At 41.9% G+C, this 18013-nt stretch carries 16 protein-coding genes; all 16 read right to left on the reverse strand.

Translation table 11 applies throughout. The features are described 5' to 3' along the window. Positions 1-6: 6 nt before the first annotated feature. Positions 7-3582 carry a SusC/RagA family TonB-linked outer membrane protein gene (locus tag B9A91_RS09020; RefSeq protein ID WP_235012505.1) on the reverse strand — a complete coding sequence of 1192 codons (3576 nt, stop codon included), beginning with the start codon at positions 3580-3582 and terminating at the stop codon, positions 7-9. 266 nt (positions 3583-3848) lie between these two features. Then, positions 3849-5078, reverse strand: coding sequence for a FecR family protein (locus tag B9A91_RS09025; RefSeq protein ID WP_084238019.1), 1230 nt, complete (start codon positions 5076-5078; stop codon positions 3849-3851). 77 nt (positions 5079-5155) lie between these two features. After that, positions 5156-5776, reverse strand: coding sequence for an RNA polymerase sigma-70 factor (locus B9A91_RS09030; RefSeq protein WP_084238020.1), 621 nt, complete (start codon positions 5774-5776; stop codon positions 5156-5158). A 162-nt stretch (positions 5777-5938) separates the two neighbouring features. After that, on the reverse strand, positions 5939-6475 hold the full coding sequence (locus B9A91_RS09035) for a DUF420 domain-containing protein (RefSeq protein ID WP_084238021.1): 537 nt from the start codon (positions 6473-6475) through the stop codon (positions 5939-5941). 12 nt (positions 6476-6487) lie between these two features. Beyond that, positions 6488-7195, reverse strand: coding sequence for an SCO family protein (locus tag B9A91_RS09040; RefSeq protein ID WP_084238022.1), 708 nt, complete (start codon positions 7193-7195; stop codon positions 6488-6490). Beyond that, the gene (locus B9A91_RS09045) at positions 7195-7554 is read right to left on the reverse strand and encodes a cytochrome C oxidase subunit IV family protein (RefSeq protein WP_084238023.1); all 360 of its coding nucleotides are present in this window, start codon (positions 7552-7554) and stop codon (positions 7195-7197) included. Before B9A91_RS09045 ends, B9A91_RS09040 begins: the two co-directional genes overlap by 1 nt. A gap of 19 nt (positions 7555-7573) precedes the next feature. Further along, positions 7574-8281 (reverse strand): cytochrome c oxidase subunit 3, encoded by a 708-nt coding sequence (locus tag B9A91_RS09050; RefSeq protein WP_084238024.1) that lies wholly within the window; start codon positions 8279-8281, stop codon positions 7574-7576. 30 nt (positions 8282-8311) lie between these two features. After that, a complete protein-coding gene (locus tag B9A91_RS09055; RefSeq protein WP_084238025.1) occupies positions 8312-8902 on the reverse strand; it encodes a cytochrome c oxidase subunit 3 in 591 nt (196 codons plus the stop codon). 2 nt (positions 8903-8904) lie between these two features. Then, complete coding sequence (gene cyoE / locus B9A91_RS09060; RefSeq protein ID WP_084238026.1) at positions 8905-9807, reverse strand: heme o synthase; 903 nt, start codon at positions 9805-9807, stop codon at positions 8905-8907. An 11-nt stretch (positions 9808-9818) separates the two neighbouring features. After that, positions 9819-10883: a COX15/CtaA family protein gene (locus B9A91_RS09065; RefSeq protein WP_084238027.1), complete on the reverse strand. Its 1065-nt coding sequence runs from the start codon at positions 10881-10883 to the stop codon at positions 9819-9821. Between the two features lie 83 nt (positions 10884-10966). After that, entirely contained in the window at positions 10967-12856 is a 1890-nt protein-coding gene (locus tag B9A91_RS09070) for a cytochrome c oxidase subunit I (RefSeq protein ID WP_200815623.1), read from the reverse strand. A gap of 20 nt (positions 12857-12876) precedes the next feature. After that, positions 12877-14106, reverse strand: coding sequence for a cytochrome c oxidase subunit II (locus B9A91_RS09075; RefSeq protein ID WP_084238029.1), 1230 nt, complete (start codon positions 14104-14106; stop codon positions 12877-12879). Between the two features lie 68 nt (positions 14107-14174). Further along, positions 14175-15389: a quinol:cytochrome C oxidoreductase gene (locus B9A91_RS09080; RefSeq protein WP_084238030.1), complete on the reverse strand. Its 1215-nt coding sequence runs from the start codon at positions 15387-15389 to the stop codon at positions 14175-14177. 15 nt (positions 15390-15404) lie between these two features. Continuing rightward, a complete protein-coding gene (locus B9A91_RS09085; RefSeq protein WP_235012506.1) occupies positions 15405-16016 on the reverse strand; it encodes a c-type cytochrome in 612 nt (203 codons plus the stop codon). Beyond that, on the reverse strand, positions 16000-16536 hold the full coding sequence (locus tag B9A91_RS09090; protein ID WP_012780469.1) for a DUF3341 domain-containing protein: 537 nt from the start codon (positions 16534-16536) through the stop codon (positions 16000-16002). Before B9A91_RS09090 ends, B9A91_RS09085 begins: the two co-directional genes overlap by 17 nt. A 2-nt stretch (positions 16537-16538) precedes the next feature. Beyond that, positions 16539-18011, reverse strand: coding sequence for an NrfD/PsrC family molybdoenzyme membrane anchor subunit (gene nrfD, locus B9A91_RS09095; RefSeq protein ID WP_084238032.1), 1473 nt, complete (start codon positions 18009-18011; stop codon positions 16539-16541). Between the last annotated feature and the right edge of the window lie 2 nt (positions 18012-18013).

Genomic DNA, 18013 nt, shown 5'->3' on the forward strand with positions numbered 1-18013 from the left:
ATATTATTAAAATCCAACCTTCAACGACAAAGTGTACTGACGTGGAATTGGCATCGCCACACCACCAGTGCCAAAAAATTCAGGGTCCTGGCCGTTTAAGCGCTTATCGGAATAAATTAACCAAACGTTGTTTCCTACCAGCCCCACAGAAGCATTGGTAGCCCCTATGGCTGAAGCCCATACCTTAGGCAACTGATAAAAAAGCATCACCTGTTTTAACCTGGCAAAACCTCCATCGGCTACACGAACAGTGGAATAGTTGTAGGCATTATAAGGTTTCTCGGTACTTCCAAAATTACCCACAACAAATTTATCTGCAATTGAAGGCACATTGGTAAACAGCTCATCACCAGGTTTGGTCCATCGGTTTAGAAAATCTTTCGATGTTGCAGTAAGGTCAGAATAGGTATCGCTGAAATTCGGGTTTAACCTGACTTTGTTCCCTGCACTAAAAGTTACCAGGGCAGACAAGGTAAAGTCTTTGTAAATGAATTTATTGGAAAAACCGCCTGTAAATTTAGGATCCACCTGTCCTTCATATTTCAGGTACTGCAAATTATTGCTCTGGAAATAAACCTCTTTGGAATTCCTATTGCCGTTTTCATCAATAAAGGTTGGTACACCGGTATTGTGGTCAAGCCCGTCAAATACGATAGAAAACAAGGCGCTTTGCGGATAGCCCAGTCTGGCGCCACCTGTTGGGGTAACCAGTTTAAAAATATCCGGATCATAGTCTAGCCTGGTGATTTCTCCTTTGTGGTAACCAAAATTTAAATTGGTGTTCCATTTGAACTGGGTATTGTTGATCACCTTGGCATTCAAGGTAAGCTCAATACCCTTGGATTTCATATCTGCATAGTTGGCATTTTTCAGGCCTTCGCCACCAATACCTGCAGTTGGGAACAAGCCGATCAGGTCAAATCCATTTCGTCTGTAAAGATCAATAGAAAGTGAAAACCTATCCTTTAAAAACCCAAGGTCGAAACCAAGGTTGGTATCATAGGTCTTCTCCCAGGTAAGCTCTGAATTTTCCAGACCATCAATGTAGATGGAAGTCTCCTTATCTACATCATCCTTTCTTCTGGCCGTCTGGTTCCTCAGGATCATGCTTGAGTTCTTTGCATTGGCGGTACTGGCAGTTAAACCATAAGTTGCCCTTATTGTAGCCCTGCTCAGGATATTCTGTTTCTTGAAGAAATCTTCTTCATGCATATTCCAGGCTCCTGATACGTTCCAGGTTGGCAGCCATCTTGCAGTTGGCGATTCACCCAACAGGTTAGAGCCATCGTAACGTCCGGTTGCATTGAAACTGTATTTTCCTTTGTAGGAATAGGCTGCTTTAACCGCATATGAAAGGAAACGCTCGTAGCCCCTGCCCATTCCGTAAGGATAAGAGTTGGCCTCAATGGCTTGCTTATAGTAGTCGGAATTGATAAATGGTATTCCTCCGTTATCAAACTGATAACCAATTCCGTTGCTGAAACGGTCTTGCCTGTCATTAGCCCGCATCTCTACCACACCCAGAACGTTGAAGAGGTGGTCTTTATTGAATATCTTGTCGTACTCTATGTCATGACGCATGAAGTAATTTACAAGACCATTTGAGGTTACATTATAGAAACCACCTTCGGGCAGTACAATGCTTGGCAATGAGCCTGGTTTGGATGGATCCCTGTATAAGAATTTGTTGTTTTCAATTACGTTACTGTTGCCATAGGCACGGTATGCATTTGCTGCATTGGAATATTCGGTAATGCTATGCTCCCTGTCTGACTTTACATACCTGTAGGCTCCGGTAAATGAATATTTAAGCCCGTCAAGGATTTTATATTTTAAGCCCCCCTGAATTTTCAGGTCTATCAATGTAGTTTGTATGCTGTTGTTCTCTAACTCCTGCAGGATGTTAAAAGGCGCATAGTTCTGGGTAAAAAACTCGCGGTTGCCATTTTGGTCGTAAGGGGTAAGGGTTCTGCTGGCCCTTAATGCATAGTTGAAAGGGTTGATGTCAAAGTCCCTGTCAACCTGCCCTAAAACCTCATTATCTTCCTTGTTCACAGTTCCGGGGCTACGTTGGTCACGAATTGATCCCTGGGTTAAAATTTCGATCTGCAAACGATCGGTGATGTCGAAATTTCCACGCATGTTCCCTGTAAAACGCTTTACGCCGTCGCCTACCGTCCAGCCATTGTCATGCAAAAAGCTGGTTGATGCATAAAACTTGGATTTTGCTGTTCCTGCTGTGATGCTTAAAGAGTGATCCTGCATCAAAGAATTGCGAAAAAGCTGATCAAACCAATCGGTATTGGCATTGGCATAACGGTTCAGGAACTGCAACCTGCTTGGCGCATCATTTCTTAAAGCAAACTGGTCTGTAGCCGGATTGTAATCATACATCAGATCGTACATTTTACGATATACGCCACCATTTGCTGCTTTGGATACATCCGAATGTCTTAGCCAACCTTTGTTTTCCATATCTAAATAAACCTGCATCTGATCGGCAGAGTTCATGATATCGAACTGGTTGTAATTTGGTTTCAGATACGTGGTAAAGTTTCCTGAATAAGATATGGCAGGCTTGCCTTCTGTATTTCTACCTTTTTTTGTGGTTACTACCACTACCCCGTTCATCGCCCTTGCACCATACATCGCAGTAGCAGCAGCATCACGCAGGATCTCAAAACTCTCAATATCATCGGGGTTTAATCCTGCAACTGATGAGCCGATCAATGTGGCAGCATCACCGCTGGACAGCTGCTCGTTAGAGATGTTAACCAGATCTTCGAGCATGATACCGTCTATTACCCACAGGGGCTTATTGTCGCCATTTAACGAAGAGGCACCACGTATACGGATTTTAGGTGCGGCACCAAAAGTACCGGAAACGTTCTGTACAGAAACTCCTGCTACCTGGCCCTCCAGCATCCTGCTGACATCCTGAATACCGCTTCTTTGGGCATCTACCGCTTTAAGCTTGGTTGCTGATCCGGTAAAGAGCTTTCTGTTCAGTTCCTGATAACCTGTAACCACCACTTCAGACAGCGCTTTGGTGTCCTGGCGCAAACGAACATTTACGGTATTCTTGCCGTTGGTAGAAACCTCCTGGGTGGTATATCCGATCATGGTTATGACCAGGATATCCCCATCATTAACTGAAATGGAAAACTCTCCATTGCCATTGGTAGAGGTAGATTTTACTGAGCCTTTAACTTTAATTGATACCCCTGGTAAGGGCTGTCCGTCTTCATCGGCTACAATTTTACCATTAATTGTTCTTTCGGCAACAGCATCCTTTACTTTAACGATGATGTTTTTATCTTCAATAGAGAAAGTAAGACGTTTTAAGCTGAATACGTTTTTAAGCACCTCAGATAGGTCCTTGCTTTTTACCTGAACGTTCACGGTTCCTGCACGTTCAATAACCTCATTATTGTAAATGAAGTCATAACCGGTTTGCCGGCGTATTTCTTTAAATAGTTCTTTTAAACTGGCATCCCGCTTGGAGATACTGACTTTCTGGGCAAAACCGGATGCAGCTGCCTGGAAGGTCAACGCCAGGATAATAATAGCGGTTAATTTCATCGTCAGAAAGAGCTTTTTTATAGCAATGGCTGTGCTTTCCCGGCATGTACCGGAAAAGAAGCGCACAATAGCGCGCGTTATTGAATGTGGATAATCATTCATATATTTGAAATGTAGGGTTTAGGTCTTAGTTGATTTCACGATTAAATAAAGGGTAACCCTATGGGCCTGTTGTAAGCAGGATTTTTAGCCTTTCCGGACTGCAATCCGGGAAGGTTATTTTAGGCTAACCTTTAGGATGGGCTTAAGTATTTATCTGGTCATGGTTACCTCCTTTTGCTAGTTTTCACAATAATTTGTTTATCGCCAATCTCGAAATTCACCCCTCCGGCTTCTTCTATCAGTTCCAGTATTTTCGAGACATTATTACTTCTTGACACCATTCCGGTGAAATAGATATCAGGTTTAACGCCCTGATATACTACATCTACATTGTACCACCTTCTGATCTGTCTCATTACCTGGTCTATAGGTGTATTGTCGAACTGGAACAACCCGTTCTTCCAGTCTATGGCTTCGTCAATATCGATATCCCTTAGAATGATCCGGTTGGTGCCTGTTTTTATCAATGCCTGCTGCCCCGGAGATAAAACCCGGGAATCGTTACCCAGGTCAACACGCACAGAGCCTTCGGCCAGGGAGATCTGCGTTTGCCCCTCGCTGGCGTACGACATGATATTGAAATGTGTGCCCAATACCCTCACCTCGGCAGCTCCCGCTTTAACTGTAAAAGGATGCTGTTTATCTTTGGCAACCTCAAAATAAGCTTCACCTACAACAGTAACATTTCTTTCTGCTCCGGTAAAAACAGAGGGATAAGAAATAGAAGACTCTGCATTTAACCAGACTTTACTCCGGTCTGGTAAAACCAGCATATATTGCCCCCCGCTTGGGGTAATCAGGGTGTTGATGCGCGGCTCATCTGCAACTCCGGCAGTTGCCGTGGATTGTTCGCTTGCATCATAAATTAACATCCCGTCTTTGGTTTTACTGATCTTTGTATTGCCTTCGCTTGCCAGCAAGCCTGTAGCATGCCCGTCCAGTACAATTTCAGTACCGTTTGCCAGCTTTAGCACAGCCCTGTTGCCACCCGGGGCGATATCCTTTTTTACGCTGGCCGTGGGTAAGCCTGTCTTTTTGCTTTGTGTACCGGGCCATAATAAGATGCCCAAAGTTAGCACTGCCAATATCGCGGCAGCAGCACCCAGCCAGGTATAAATACTTCTCCTTTTTGTCTGAACATCCGGTACCAGTTTTGCTTTTAATTTTGAGATAGACTCCGCTTCATCAATATCCTCCAAACGACCTGTACTGGCTGCAAGATCCCATATCTTCTTTACATCCTGAAACTCCTGTTCGTTGGCTGCCGACAACTGTCTTATCCGGGTTACTTCCGCCAACAAAAGAGGATTTTCCGGATCATTTAAATGCGTTAAAATAGTTTCCTGAAATGTTGAACTTCCTTCCAATGTATGCTTTCTTTTTTCTGATGACAAATAGCAGACAAAAAACCCCTAGTCATTTTCAAAAAAAAACACAATTATTTAATATTAAATTATCGCTGGCTTAAGCGTTAGCACAGAAAGGTGCCCAGAATAGACAAATACTTTACTTTGGTCATCGGCGTGGCGCCTTTAGCCTGGTGTAGAATACGATCTCTCAAAACCTTAAGTGCATGCCCCATATGGTTCTCTACCGTCTTTTCTGAGATGCCCAGCTGCAAAGCAATAGCTTTATACTTTATGCCCTCCAGCCTGCTGAGCTTAAAGACTTCCCGGCATTTTTCGGGCAGCAGTTCGATTTCCCGATACAACAAAACAATCAGTTCATTCTGCTCATCCATCCTATCTAAATCTTCCTCGCTCAGGCTTTCTGCAATTTTCAGATGGTGTTTTTCAAGACTCCGCTCCCTGTTGACATGGTTTATGGAAGCATTGATCACACTTCTGTACAGGTAAGATTTAATTGAGGATATATCTGTGAGCAACTGTTTATCCTCCCATATTCTTAAAAAGATATTCTGTACGATCTCTTCTGCAACGGGAATTTCGCGCACGTATTTATCAGAGACCAGGATCAGTTTCTTAAAATTATCAATATAAAATCCTGTAAATGCTTCGGTATCCCTTTGTTCTATCAGCAGCAACAGATCCTGGCCGGTTATTATTGAGTCTGATTTTTTAGGGATCCCCATATCTGGTAAATACTAGAATAGTTAAGAGGTTAAATACTAAAGCCTAAAATACGACTTATAGCACAAAAACTCAATTCTCAGGAATAAAAAAGCAGAAACGTTACAGGGACTTTTAAAAAATTATTTGAATTAAAAAAAGGATGGCACCAAAAGAAATTATCTTTAGTAAATGTAATAAGGTGAAATCATCAGGTACACAATTACTCCGGTAACCGCTACATACAGCCAAAGCGGGTATGTAATCTTCGCTATCTTTTTATGCCTGTCAAAGCGTTCGGCCAATGCTCTGACATAGGTAATCAGTACCAGGGGTATTATCGCTACAGACAGCAGGATATGCGTTAACAGTATAAAGTAATAAACGTATTTAATAGTCCCTTCACCACCGAATTTGGTTGAGGGTGTGGTCATGTGATAGGCAATATACATCAACAGGAACAACAGTGAGCAGCCGATGGCACATTTCATTAAGTTCTCGTGCAGCTTACGCTTCCCATTTTTAACCGCCATTACGGCTATTACCAGTAAAACTGCTGTGATGCCATTTATAGTGGCATAAATAGGGGGTAAAAAAGGCAGTGGTGTAGCATTTGGTATCTTAACAACAAACAATACCGCTACAGCCAGTGGTATTACGATAGAGAGCAGAATAATCCATTTGTTGTATTTTTTCTCGATTGCGCTACTATTCGTTGTCATAATTCTTACAGCTTATCTTCCGTCGTTGTTGTTTCTTAATTCTTCTGCGATCAAGACCTTGATCTCATCGTCCAGCTTAGTGAGCGCCTCCTGATTGGTGGCTTCATAGTAGCCCCGTATCCTATGCTGATAGTCCAGCAGCACAAACAAATTGCTGTATGTAAATTTTGGTTCCCCGTTCAGTATCTCTTTATGGGCATCTACAGATAGCTCTTTATTGATCAGGTTATAGACCATAGCACTATCTCCTGTAAGCAGGTTCCATTTATCTGCCTGTGCAGAAACACCTTTCGCGTATTTGGCCAGGGCCTCCTGTGTATCCCTTGCAGGATCGATGCTTAGACTGGCAAAACGTACAACCTCATTTTTATGATACGCATGCTCCAAAGCTTTCATTGCCCGGTTAGCAAAATTAACTGCATCGGTATTTCCGGTGGTATAAAACAAGTTTAGGACTAAAATCTTGCCGCTATAAGTTTTGGCTGTTACGGTGTCCCCTTCCTGGTTAAGCAGCTTAAAGTTGTCTACTTTATGGTAAATGGTATCGGGGACCTGCTTACCCCTTACAGAATGAAAAGTTGAAGCTACTACTTTAGAACCAAAAATTGGCAGTGGTTTATAGCGGTTCTTCCCCTTCTCGACCAGTAAATTATACAAAAATCCTGGTACCGCTAAAATGGTGACCAGGATTAAAACTTTTTTTATTGAAGCTGCCTTCATTAAACCAATGGCATATGAATATGCAAATAGCCTCCCTCAATAAGCATCAGTACTATAAAGTAAAGAATAAAGATAAAAACTACCGATACACAAAGTTGCAGTCCAACTTTTTCATATTTAAGGTGCATAAAATAGGCAACAATGTAAAACGCTTTCATTAACGTTAAAGCAATGTATACGTAATTGCCAACGTGTTGCGACATGTGTTTGCCAGGAATGGCCCACAATGCAATGATGAACTCAATTACCGTAATGGCCAGCAGGATACCAAACACCTGCCAGATTTTCTTTTTGTCTAAACCGGCATGCTCGCCATGTGCATGTTCTCCGTGAGCGTGATCTGTATGTAATTCTGACATAATATCTTATTGAGAAAAATTAAACTAAATAGAAGAAGGTAAATACGAATACCCAAACAAGGTCTACAAAGTGCCAGTATAAACCAACCTTTTCGATCATCAGGTAGTGTCCGCGTTTTTCAAAAGTGCCATTAATGGTCATGCATAAAATGATGATGTTAATGATCACACCACTGAATACGTGGAAGCCGTGGAAACCGGTTATGGTAAAGAACAGGTTAGAAAACTGCAATGCAGATACTGTTGATACCTCTCCGGTAAACAAATGGTGTAAAGTTTCCATTGGTGGAATTTTACCCCAGCCAAAGCCTTCGTGGAAAAGGTGTGTCCACTCTGCTGCCTGACAGCCAAGGAACATAAAACCTCCTATAATCGTTGCAATCATCCACCAGATCACTTCTTTTTTAGATCTTCTGTGGCCAGCCTCAACAGCCAATACCATAGTTACAGAGCTCATGATCAGGATAAAGGTCATGATACCCACAAAAACCAGTGGATAACCGCCATCCGCTAAGCCTGGTACAGATTGGAAAACCAAATCCGGATCTGGCCAGGTGAATTTACTAAAGCGCTGCGCACCATAATAAACCAATAATGAAGAAAATGTGAATGCATCAGAAACCAAGAAAAACCACATCATTATTTTGCCGTACTCTACAGACCACGGCGAGCGGCCTCCGCTCCATGGAGTGGTTTTTACCTGATCTAATTGTGATAATGAACTCATTTTGTAAATAGTAATAGTTTGTTAAAAATTCTAACTGTTCAAAAGTAAAAAAACATACAGATATATCCATAATATATCTATAAAATGCCAAAATATAGAGGCGATTTCCATCCGGAATTTGCGCTTCTCTACAGACATTTCTTTATAAGCCCCAAACAGGGCATTCAATACCATACATAAGCCCGCAAAGATGTGCAGCAGGTGCATGCCGGATACAATATAAATCATTGAAATAGCGGCATTATTGTTTACCATGGCAGCACCTGTATGGAACAAAGCGCTCCAGGCATCAAACTGCAGGTAACCAAAAACACAGCCCAATACAAATGTTGCCATCAGCAATAATTTCTGGGCACTCAAATTGCCTGCTTTCAAGGCTCTGGAAGCCATAAAAAGACAGATGCTGCTTAAAATCAATACAGCAGTACTGTACATAAATACCTCAGGGAGTACCAAGCCATGCCCCTTACCTTTTGATGCGGCAAAAACTATATAATAACTTGTAAAGCCACCAAACATAATGGTTGATGAAACCACAAACAACCAAATGACGAATTTCTTTGGCTTCGCATTAAAGCCCTCATCCATCTTCAAATCCTGTTCTTTTAATGTGTGTACCATTTTTATTTAACTATAAAATCGAATAATAAAACCAACTGCACCAGGGGCAGGTAAAAGAAGGAGCAAAACATGACCTTCCTTGCACTCGCCAGGTCCATTTTTACCCATAATTTAAATCCGAGCCATGCAAAAACCAGACTGGCCAGCAACGAAACCCCTCCAACATAATAGCCGCCAAAACCGTAAAATGTTGGTAATAAGCTTACGGGTATCAATACGAGTGTACTTAAGAAAGTCATAAAAGCACTTATCTTATCTCTTTTTGTTGTAGGCAATAGCCGGAACCCAGCCTTACTGTAGTCCTCATCCAGAACCCAGGCAATAGCCCAGAAATGCGGAAACTGCCATACAAACTGGACCAGGAATAAAATAACCGCTATGGTATAATCCATAGGGACAAAGTGAGTAGCCTTGCCAAAGGCTGCCAGATAGCCTAGCAATGGCGGCAATGCCCCAGGGATTGCTCCCACAAAAACCGCAATTGGCGATTTCCGTTTTAAAGGTGTATAGGCAAAGGCGTATAAAAGGATAGAGAATACTGATAAAATTCCTGTTTCCAGGTTGAGTTTGCCCAATAACCAGGTGCCCAGCATGCCCATGATGAGACCCAAAACCAGTCCTTGCCCTGTAGTCATTCTACCGGCAGGCATTGGCCTGTCCTTGGTACGGGTCATCAGTTTATCCAGGTCTTTTTCTATAATCTCATTAAAGCAGTTTGCTGCGCTTGTAACTAAAAATCCGCCGGCAACCAGGATCAGCCAGTTCATCCAGTTGATCCCCTCCAGCTCGCCGCGGTAAATCTGCGCCCTCTGTCCGATCAGGAAAGTGATTGAAGCAGAGAACACCACCAGAAAGGTGAGCCTGAATTTGATGAGTTTAGAGAAATCAGCAAAAAAATGTTTCAATTTATATATAATTAATCTCTTTGATTGTATGTACTTGTTCCATAAACCAGTAAATACAAATAATACTGTAAACTAAATAAAAGCGTTGAAAATAAAATGTGCATCGCCTGGGCATAAGGCGGAAGCGCTAAGTTGGATAACAATAATCCGGTAACAATCTGAATGATCAGCACAATACCTATTGAACTGCCTACCCTTAATGCAGTTGCCTTGCCACTAAACTTGTCTTTCACAATTTTATAAACGACAATGTTCAGGATCAGTACCAGCATCGCCAGGTCCCTGTGGTAAGAAAATATATTGCCGACTTTAGCAACCCAGGTACTCCTTCCGTTGTACAGCATCTGCTTGGAAATGGCATCAATGGCTTCCCGCACTTCTGTTCCCAATACAATTTGTATAATACTCAGCACTATAGACAATAAGATTAAAGCCTTAAGCCAAACCAATTTGCCCATAATCACAGTTTCCTGTTTATGCAGCTGCTGTGCATAGTTATAGGTATATACCAGGATCCCCAATATCACCAGGGCCAGCAACATATGTACCGTCACTATCCAGGGCATCAGATTGGTAGAAACCACAATGGAACCCAGCCAGGCCTGAAAGCCTACCACTACCAGGTTCAACAGGCTCAATACAATAATTCTTTTTGCTTTGCCTTTATAGGTGAATGAAAATACGACAAGCCCGAGTAAAAGGAAGCCGGTTGTTGCCCCCATTAACCTGTTGATATACTCTGTCCAGGTTTTTGCCGCATTAAAAGTTTCCGGAACAAGGATAGACTCATCATGTCTGATGCTGTCTGCAAGATGTCCCTTGCCCATTTTATCGAGTGTTTTTGCAAAACGCTCATTTTTTGCCACACGTTCGGCTACATATTTCTCCTTATAATCTGGAGGAAGCTGTGTAACTGAAGTTGGGGGTATATATTGATCAAAACACTTAGGCCAATCCGGGCAGCCCATACCAGAACCCGTACTACGTACTATCCCACCAGCTAAAATAAGCAGTAGGGTAACTACAATAGTGATAAGGTTTAGCCTGATAAATCTCGTTTCAGATTTAGGAACCATGGTATGTGTCAGATTAAAAAAAATGAGGTATCTGATGTAAGTATTTACCTACTGCAGATACCTCATAGTATTAGATATATGTATTAGTCTAATTTTGACGCATCTACAGATGGGTTCTTTTCTTCCCATTCTTTTTGGATACGCTCAGACTCACTGTTGCCTTCAAAATCATGAGGCATATTTGAACTCATTGTTTGTGAGAAAGGAATGGTTTGAGGGATAAAATCCTCTTCCGCTCCAGGTTTACTGTAATCATATGGCCAACGGTAAACAGTTGGGATTTCTCCAGGCCAGTTACCGTGTAAACGCTCAACAGGTGTAGTCCACTCCAGGGTGTTTGCCCCCCAAGGGTTCTGCGAAGCTACTTTACCTTTAAAGATGGAATAGAAGAAGTTAAACAGGAAGGCAACCTGCGCAAGGGCAGCTATAATGGCCGACCATGTAACCAGGATGTTCACTGTAACCCATTTGTGCATGAACTCAAACTCGGTAAATGCATAGTAACGACGTGGAACACCGTCCAGACCTAAGAAGTGCAGCGGGAAGAATACCAGGTAGGCACAAGCAAAAGTAATCCAGAAGTGCAGGTAGCCCAATTTTTTGCTCATCATCCTTCCAAACATCTTAGGGAAATAATGATAAACACCGGCAAGCATACCAAAGATCGCTGCAGATCCCATTACCAGGTGGAAGTGGGCCACAACAAAATACGTATCGTGTAAGTTGATGTCCAGTGAGGCGTTACCCAGGAAGATACCTGTTAAACCACCAGAGATAAAGAAGGAAACCATACCGATAGCAAACAACATGGCAGGAGTAAACCTGATGTTACCTCTCCACAATGTAGCCAGCCAGTTGAAGGTTTTAACCGCCGACGGTACAGCAATGATCAATGTTGTGATCATAAATACACCACCCAGCAATGGGTTCATACCCGTTACAAACATGTGGTGCCCCCAAACGATAAACGATAGGATTGTAATACCGATCAATGAATAAATCATCGCATGGTAACCGAAGATAGGCTTTCTTGCATTCACAGACATGATCTCTGATGACAGACCCATGGCAGGCATAATTACGATATATACCTCAGGGTGTCCAAGGAACCAGAATAAGTGCTGCCAAAGAATCGGAGATCCGCCTTCATTAGGCAATACCTGTGTACCCATAACGATATCCGACAGGTAGAAACTCGTCCCGAAACTTCTGTCGAAGATCAGCAATACCACACCGGCTACAAGAACCGGGAAAGACAAGATACCCAATACAGCAGTCAGGAAGAATGCCCAGATTGTCAAAGGCATTTTCCAAAGGTCCATACCTTTTGTACGCATGTTTAGAATTGTACTTACATAGTTGATACCCCCCATTAATGAAGAGGCCACAAAAAGTACCATACTGATTAACCATAAAGTCATACCTAAACCAGAACCACTGATAGCAGTAGGCAAAGCTGATAATGGCGGATAAACCGTCCATCCGGCACTCGCAGGTCCTGTTTGGATAAAGAATGATCCCATCATGATGACACAGGCCATAAAGAAGAACCAGTATGACAGCATGTTCAGGAATGGCGAGGCCATATCCCTTGCACCAATCTGAAGTGGTATTAATAAGTTACTAAAAGTACCGCTCAAACCTGCAGTCAGTACAAAGAATACCATGATGGTACCGTGTATGGTTACCAGCGCCAGGTAAAAATCTGGCTTAATACGTCCTCCTTCAGCCCATTTGCCCAGGAAGGATTCCAAAAGAGGGAATTCCTTATCTGGCCATGCTAACTGCAAACGGAACAAAATCGACAGGCCCATCGCAATAACAGCCATAATAATACCTGTTATCAGGAACTGCTTCGCAATCATTTTGTGATCCTGACTAAAGACGTACTTCGTTAAGAAGGTCTCTTTATGATGTCCATGATCATCATGGCTATCGTGGTTGTGTGTATCGTGTAATGATATAGTTGACATAATGTGCTATTCCTGTATTATTAATGTTTTAAAGCCAATTGATTTGTTTTAGCTGCAGAAGTATCTTTTGCTGCTGTATCTGCAGGAGCAGTAACAGGTGCTGCTATTACCGGCAGTTTAAATTCCTTCCTTAAATCGTCAGTTAAATAGGCAGGCTGTTGTTTCACCCATGCCTCGTACTCGGCCATAGAAACAACCTTAACTTCTTTCTGCATTTTATAGTGACCGTCTCCGCAGATTTTGTTACATAAAAACAAATACTTGAAAGCAGGGTCATTGGTTTTGGCCTTCATCTCTTCAGTAGTGATAGTTGGCGTAAATTCGAAGTATGAAGTCATACCAGGAACTGTATTCAACTGAACCCTGAAATGCGGCATATAAAAACTGTGGATTACATCTTTACTGGTCAGGATCAAACGAACCGGCTTATTCACAGGAATAACCATTTCATCTGCAGATTGATCGTCTAGTGTATTTTTATCTTTAAAATCGATACCCAACGCGTTGATAGAGTTGATCAGCTTGAAGTTTTTCGTTCCTACAATACCATCTGCTCCAGGATAACGGATAGCCCAGGCAAATTGCGACGAAGTTACTTCTATACTGATCGGCTTGTTGTTAGGGTCTTCAATTTTATAGAAAATTGATCTCCAGGTAAGAAAGCCCATCAATACCAATACGGTTAAAACCAAGGCTGGAATGATGGTCCACACACGCTCGATAGTGTTGTTGTGTGGATAATAGTAAGCTTTTCTTTTTCCGCTGTGTCTGTAGAAATAAGAAAATGCAAATAAAAGAATGTGCGTAACGATAAAAACAATAGTGGTAAGGATCAATGTGATATTGAACATCTGATCGATCTTTTTACCATGCTCAGATGCTGCTTCCGGAAGGATCATGTTGCCATGAACTGTATATTCCCAATATACACCATATAGTCCTACAACAAGGAACAGGGCGAATAACACACCATTAACTGTATTCCAGTTAATTCCTTTAGGTTTGTCCTGAGCCTCGCGGGTCAATTCATATACCCTTAATGCTTTTCCTATAATGGCTACAAACAAGCATAGCAACAGGAAGGCCATGGCATAAAATATCGCCGATTTATAAACCGGCCCCATATCTACGGGCTTCTTAGCGGTCTCAGCAGCTGCAGCTTGTGCAAATGCGCTGGTATTTGCAAATGCAGTCATGATTACTGCCAGTGCCGCTATTGTTTTGTTACTTATAAATTTTCTTAAACTCATTTCCTTAAAAGTAGTAACGCTGTACTTCTATTATACTATTATTTTATATACTTTATAAAAACCACCAATTACAAATGGTGGTTTAGACTCTCCTGTAAAAACGGGTGGTTTTTAGCTATTAATGCTTTTTTACTTAAGGCATTTAAAACCGTAAAAGTAAACAAACCTACAAAACCTACCGCTATCCCAATCTCAATAAAGCCAAATGCATGATGCTCAGCAACTGTTCCAGGCATAATCATTTGATAATAATCTACCCAGTGACCGCATAAAACAACAATTGATACCGTCAGTAAAATATTTTCCTGTCTTTTGTTATCCCTGTCCATCAACAGCAATACCGGGGCTAAAAAGTTCAATACAAGGTTCAGGTAAAACCAGAACTCATAGTGCTCAAACCTTTTGTAAAAATATACGGTCTCCTCTGGCATGTTGGCATAATAGATCAATAAGAACTGTGCAAACCATACGTAAGTCCAGAAAATGGAGAAACCGAAGATGAACTGCCCTAAGTTATGCAGGTGGCTGTTGTTTACCCAGCTCATGTACCCCGATTTTTTCAGCAGGATAATGATGATAGCGATAGTAGCCAGACTGGTTACCCACATGGCTGCAAAGTTATACCATCCGAACATGGTAGAGAACCAGTGTGCTTCCAGTGACATCACGGTATCAAAAGCAAATACCGGAGTGGTAAATCCGTATATTACCAGGAAGATACATGAGTATTTGAAACTCTTTCTGTAAGAATTCAAACCACCTTCCAGATCTTCGTTGGCAGATAGCTTCGATAAAAGCATAGCGAATATCGAGTAAACTCCAAGGAAAATCACCTGGCGCGCCATAAAGAAAGGCACATTCAGGAATGACGATTTACCATCGATAAGTTTATCATAGTTGGCGCTATTAGGATCAGTTAATCCATCTGCATGCCAGTGATGATATAAATTGTGCGTGTATAAACCAGCTCCGATTACTGCAAGTAGTATAAGTACTGCTATTGGAAGGGTTCTGGCCATTGCCTGTGGTACACGTAGTATAGAAGCAGACCATCCTGCCTGTGCTACAAATTGAACAGCAAGGAAAAATGCTCCAGACATGCATACGCATGCGAAGTAATAAGCCATCAGCAACAGGTTGGCAAAAGTGCGCTCATGAAGCTCCTTTCCGGAAAAACCATAAGCAATAGCCGCGATACCTATTACAATAGCTACGATGCTTAAAGTTTTAGCTTTACCTGTAAACTCAAACTGCTCAGTTAAATTATAATTGTGAGTTCCCATTTATATTCTGCTTTTCTATTGTATTTTTTGTAATTGTTGAACATACATCACTACTTTCCATCTTTCATCAGGAGTTAGCTGAGATGCATGTGATCCCATATTATTTAAACCATACATAATGGTATGATAAATTTTACCTGCCGTAAGGTCTTTCATTAAACCACCACGGGATGAAGCTGCATCACCATGATAGGAAGGGATTCCACTAATTTTCTCGATTTTAACCAGGTGACCTTGTCCGTCGCCTTTCTCTCCATGGCATGGAGAACAAAATACTTTGAAATAGTGCTTACCTGCTTCAAGGTTTTTTTCGGTAGCTTCAAGTGGGTTTACCAAGGCCGCACCTGCTGCCTCATAACCTTCTTTGGTATTAGGGTAGTCGTATTTCTCAAATCCAACCGGACTGGTATGTGCCGGAGGTGTCTGAGCAGTCTGCCCTTTAAAACTTTTCAAAAGTTCATTGGTTGTAGAAACCGGTTGGTCTGGATTCGGAGCAATCGGATCATACATATTTCTTGCGTATTCTAAACCCGTACTTCTTTTATCCTTACATGCTGTAAAAACAACAGCACTCGCAAGAATACAAAATGAGGCTAAAACTACTTTATTCCTATTCATAGCTAACATACTTCCTTTCATTATGCTTTACTTCCAAAGCACCTGCTTGCTTTAATAAATCATCAATCTTACTGTGCTCAGTATTTTCTTTTGCATCAATTGCAATGATGAACCTGTCATCTGTTGCCCTTAAGTCCATCACCCTTGGTGCTCTTCCAGGGAATAAATGTGTTGATGCATAATAAGAGCCTACCAAACCAAAAGCACAAAACAATATGGTTAGCTCAAATGTAATCGGAATAAAATCCGGAAGGGCAAAGTGTGGCTTACCACCGATATTGATTGGCCAGTCGTACGCTGCCGCAAAATATACGAACGTAAGCATGGTGCAGGTTCCTGTGATTCCAAAGAAGAAAGCAGCAATATCTAACCGTGAACGTTTAACCCCTAATTTGGCTTCTATGCCGTGAATAGGCATTGGTGTATAAACATCATGTATCTTAATGTTGTTCTCCTGCAATTTCTCGATGCCATGCATCATTTCATCAGGATCACCAAAACTGCCTAAAATATATTTGATATTATTCATTGTTATATTTTTGCGTAATCTTCTTGTTTAACACTATCAAATTTGTCTAAAGACTCTACGTATTCTGCTACCTGTTCTTTATCCAGATGACCTTCCTTAATTAGCTCCAGTTTGGCCTGCTCACTTGCACTCTTCAGCAACAGTTTCACCTCTGCAATTGCAATTGATGGCAACACCCTTAAGAACAATAAGAACAAAGTAAAGAATAAGCCTATCGATCCTACAAATACACTCACATCAACCCAGGATGGATAGAACATCGCCCAGCTGGAAGGAATGTAATCACGGTGTAATGAAGTTACGATGATCACAAAACGCTCAAACCACATACCGATGTTTACAACGATAGACAATATCCAGGTTGCAGCGATACTGGTACGGATCTTTTTAAACCACAGCAACTGTGGAGAGATTACGTTACAAGTCATCATCATCCAGTATGCCCACCAGTAAGGACCCGTAGAACGGTTGATAAATGCATATTGCTCATATTCAGAACCTGAATACCAGGCAATGAAGAACTCTGTTAAGTAAGCCACACCTACAATAGATCCTGTTAAGATGATGATCTTGTTCATCGACTCAATGTGGAACATGGTGATATAGTTTTCAAGGCCCAATACTTTACGTGCTACCAGCAATAAGGTAAGTACCATCGCAAATCCAGAAAAGATTGCCCCTGCAACGAAATATGGAGGGAAGATGGTGGTGTGCCATCCAGGAATTACCGAAGTAGCAAAGTCCATCGATACAATGGTGTGTACCGAAAGTACCAGCGGTGTAGAAATACCTGCAAGGATCAATGATACCGCCTCAAAACGCTGCCATGTTTTTACGTTTCCAGCCCATCCGAATGACAGGATAGAATAAACTTTTCTTTTCGTACCGGTTGCACGGTCACGAATTGTAGCGATATCAGGCAACAAACCTGTATACCAGAACAATAGTGATACGGAGAAATAGGTAGAGATGGCAAACATATCCCATACCAGCGGTGAGTTAAAGTTAACCCATAATGATCCGAACTGGTTTGGCAATGGAAGTACCCAGTAAGCCAGCCAAGGACGGCCCATGTGAGAAACAACGTAGGTTGCCGCACAAATAACTGCAAAGATCGTCATCGCCTCTGCCGAACGGTTAATGGAGTTACGCCAGTTCTGACGGAAGAGTAACAGTACCGCAGAGATCAACGTTCCTGCGTGACCAATACCTACCCACCATACGAAGCCGGTGATATCCCATGCCCATCCAACTGTTTTATTTAATCCCCACGCACCGATACCAAACCAGAAGGTGTAACTTACAGCTACTACCCAAAGTAAGGCACCACAAAGTGCAACGGTAAACCCTATCCACCATGCCTTGTTCGGCTTATTCTCAACAGGCATTAAAATATCATCCGTAATTTTTGCATACGTGATATCCTTGCCGGTGATTAATGGTTCTCTTAATATTGATTCGTTATGTCCTGACATAA

The organism is Pedobacter africanus, assembly GCF_900176535.1.
Taxonomy (GTDB): domain Bacteria; phylum Bacteroidota; class Bacteroidia; order Sphingobacteriales; family Sphingobacteriaceae; genus Pedobacter; species Pedobacter africanus.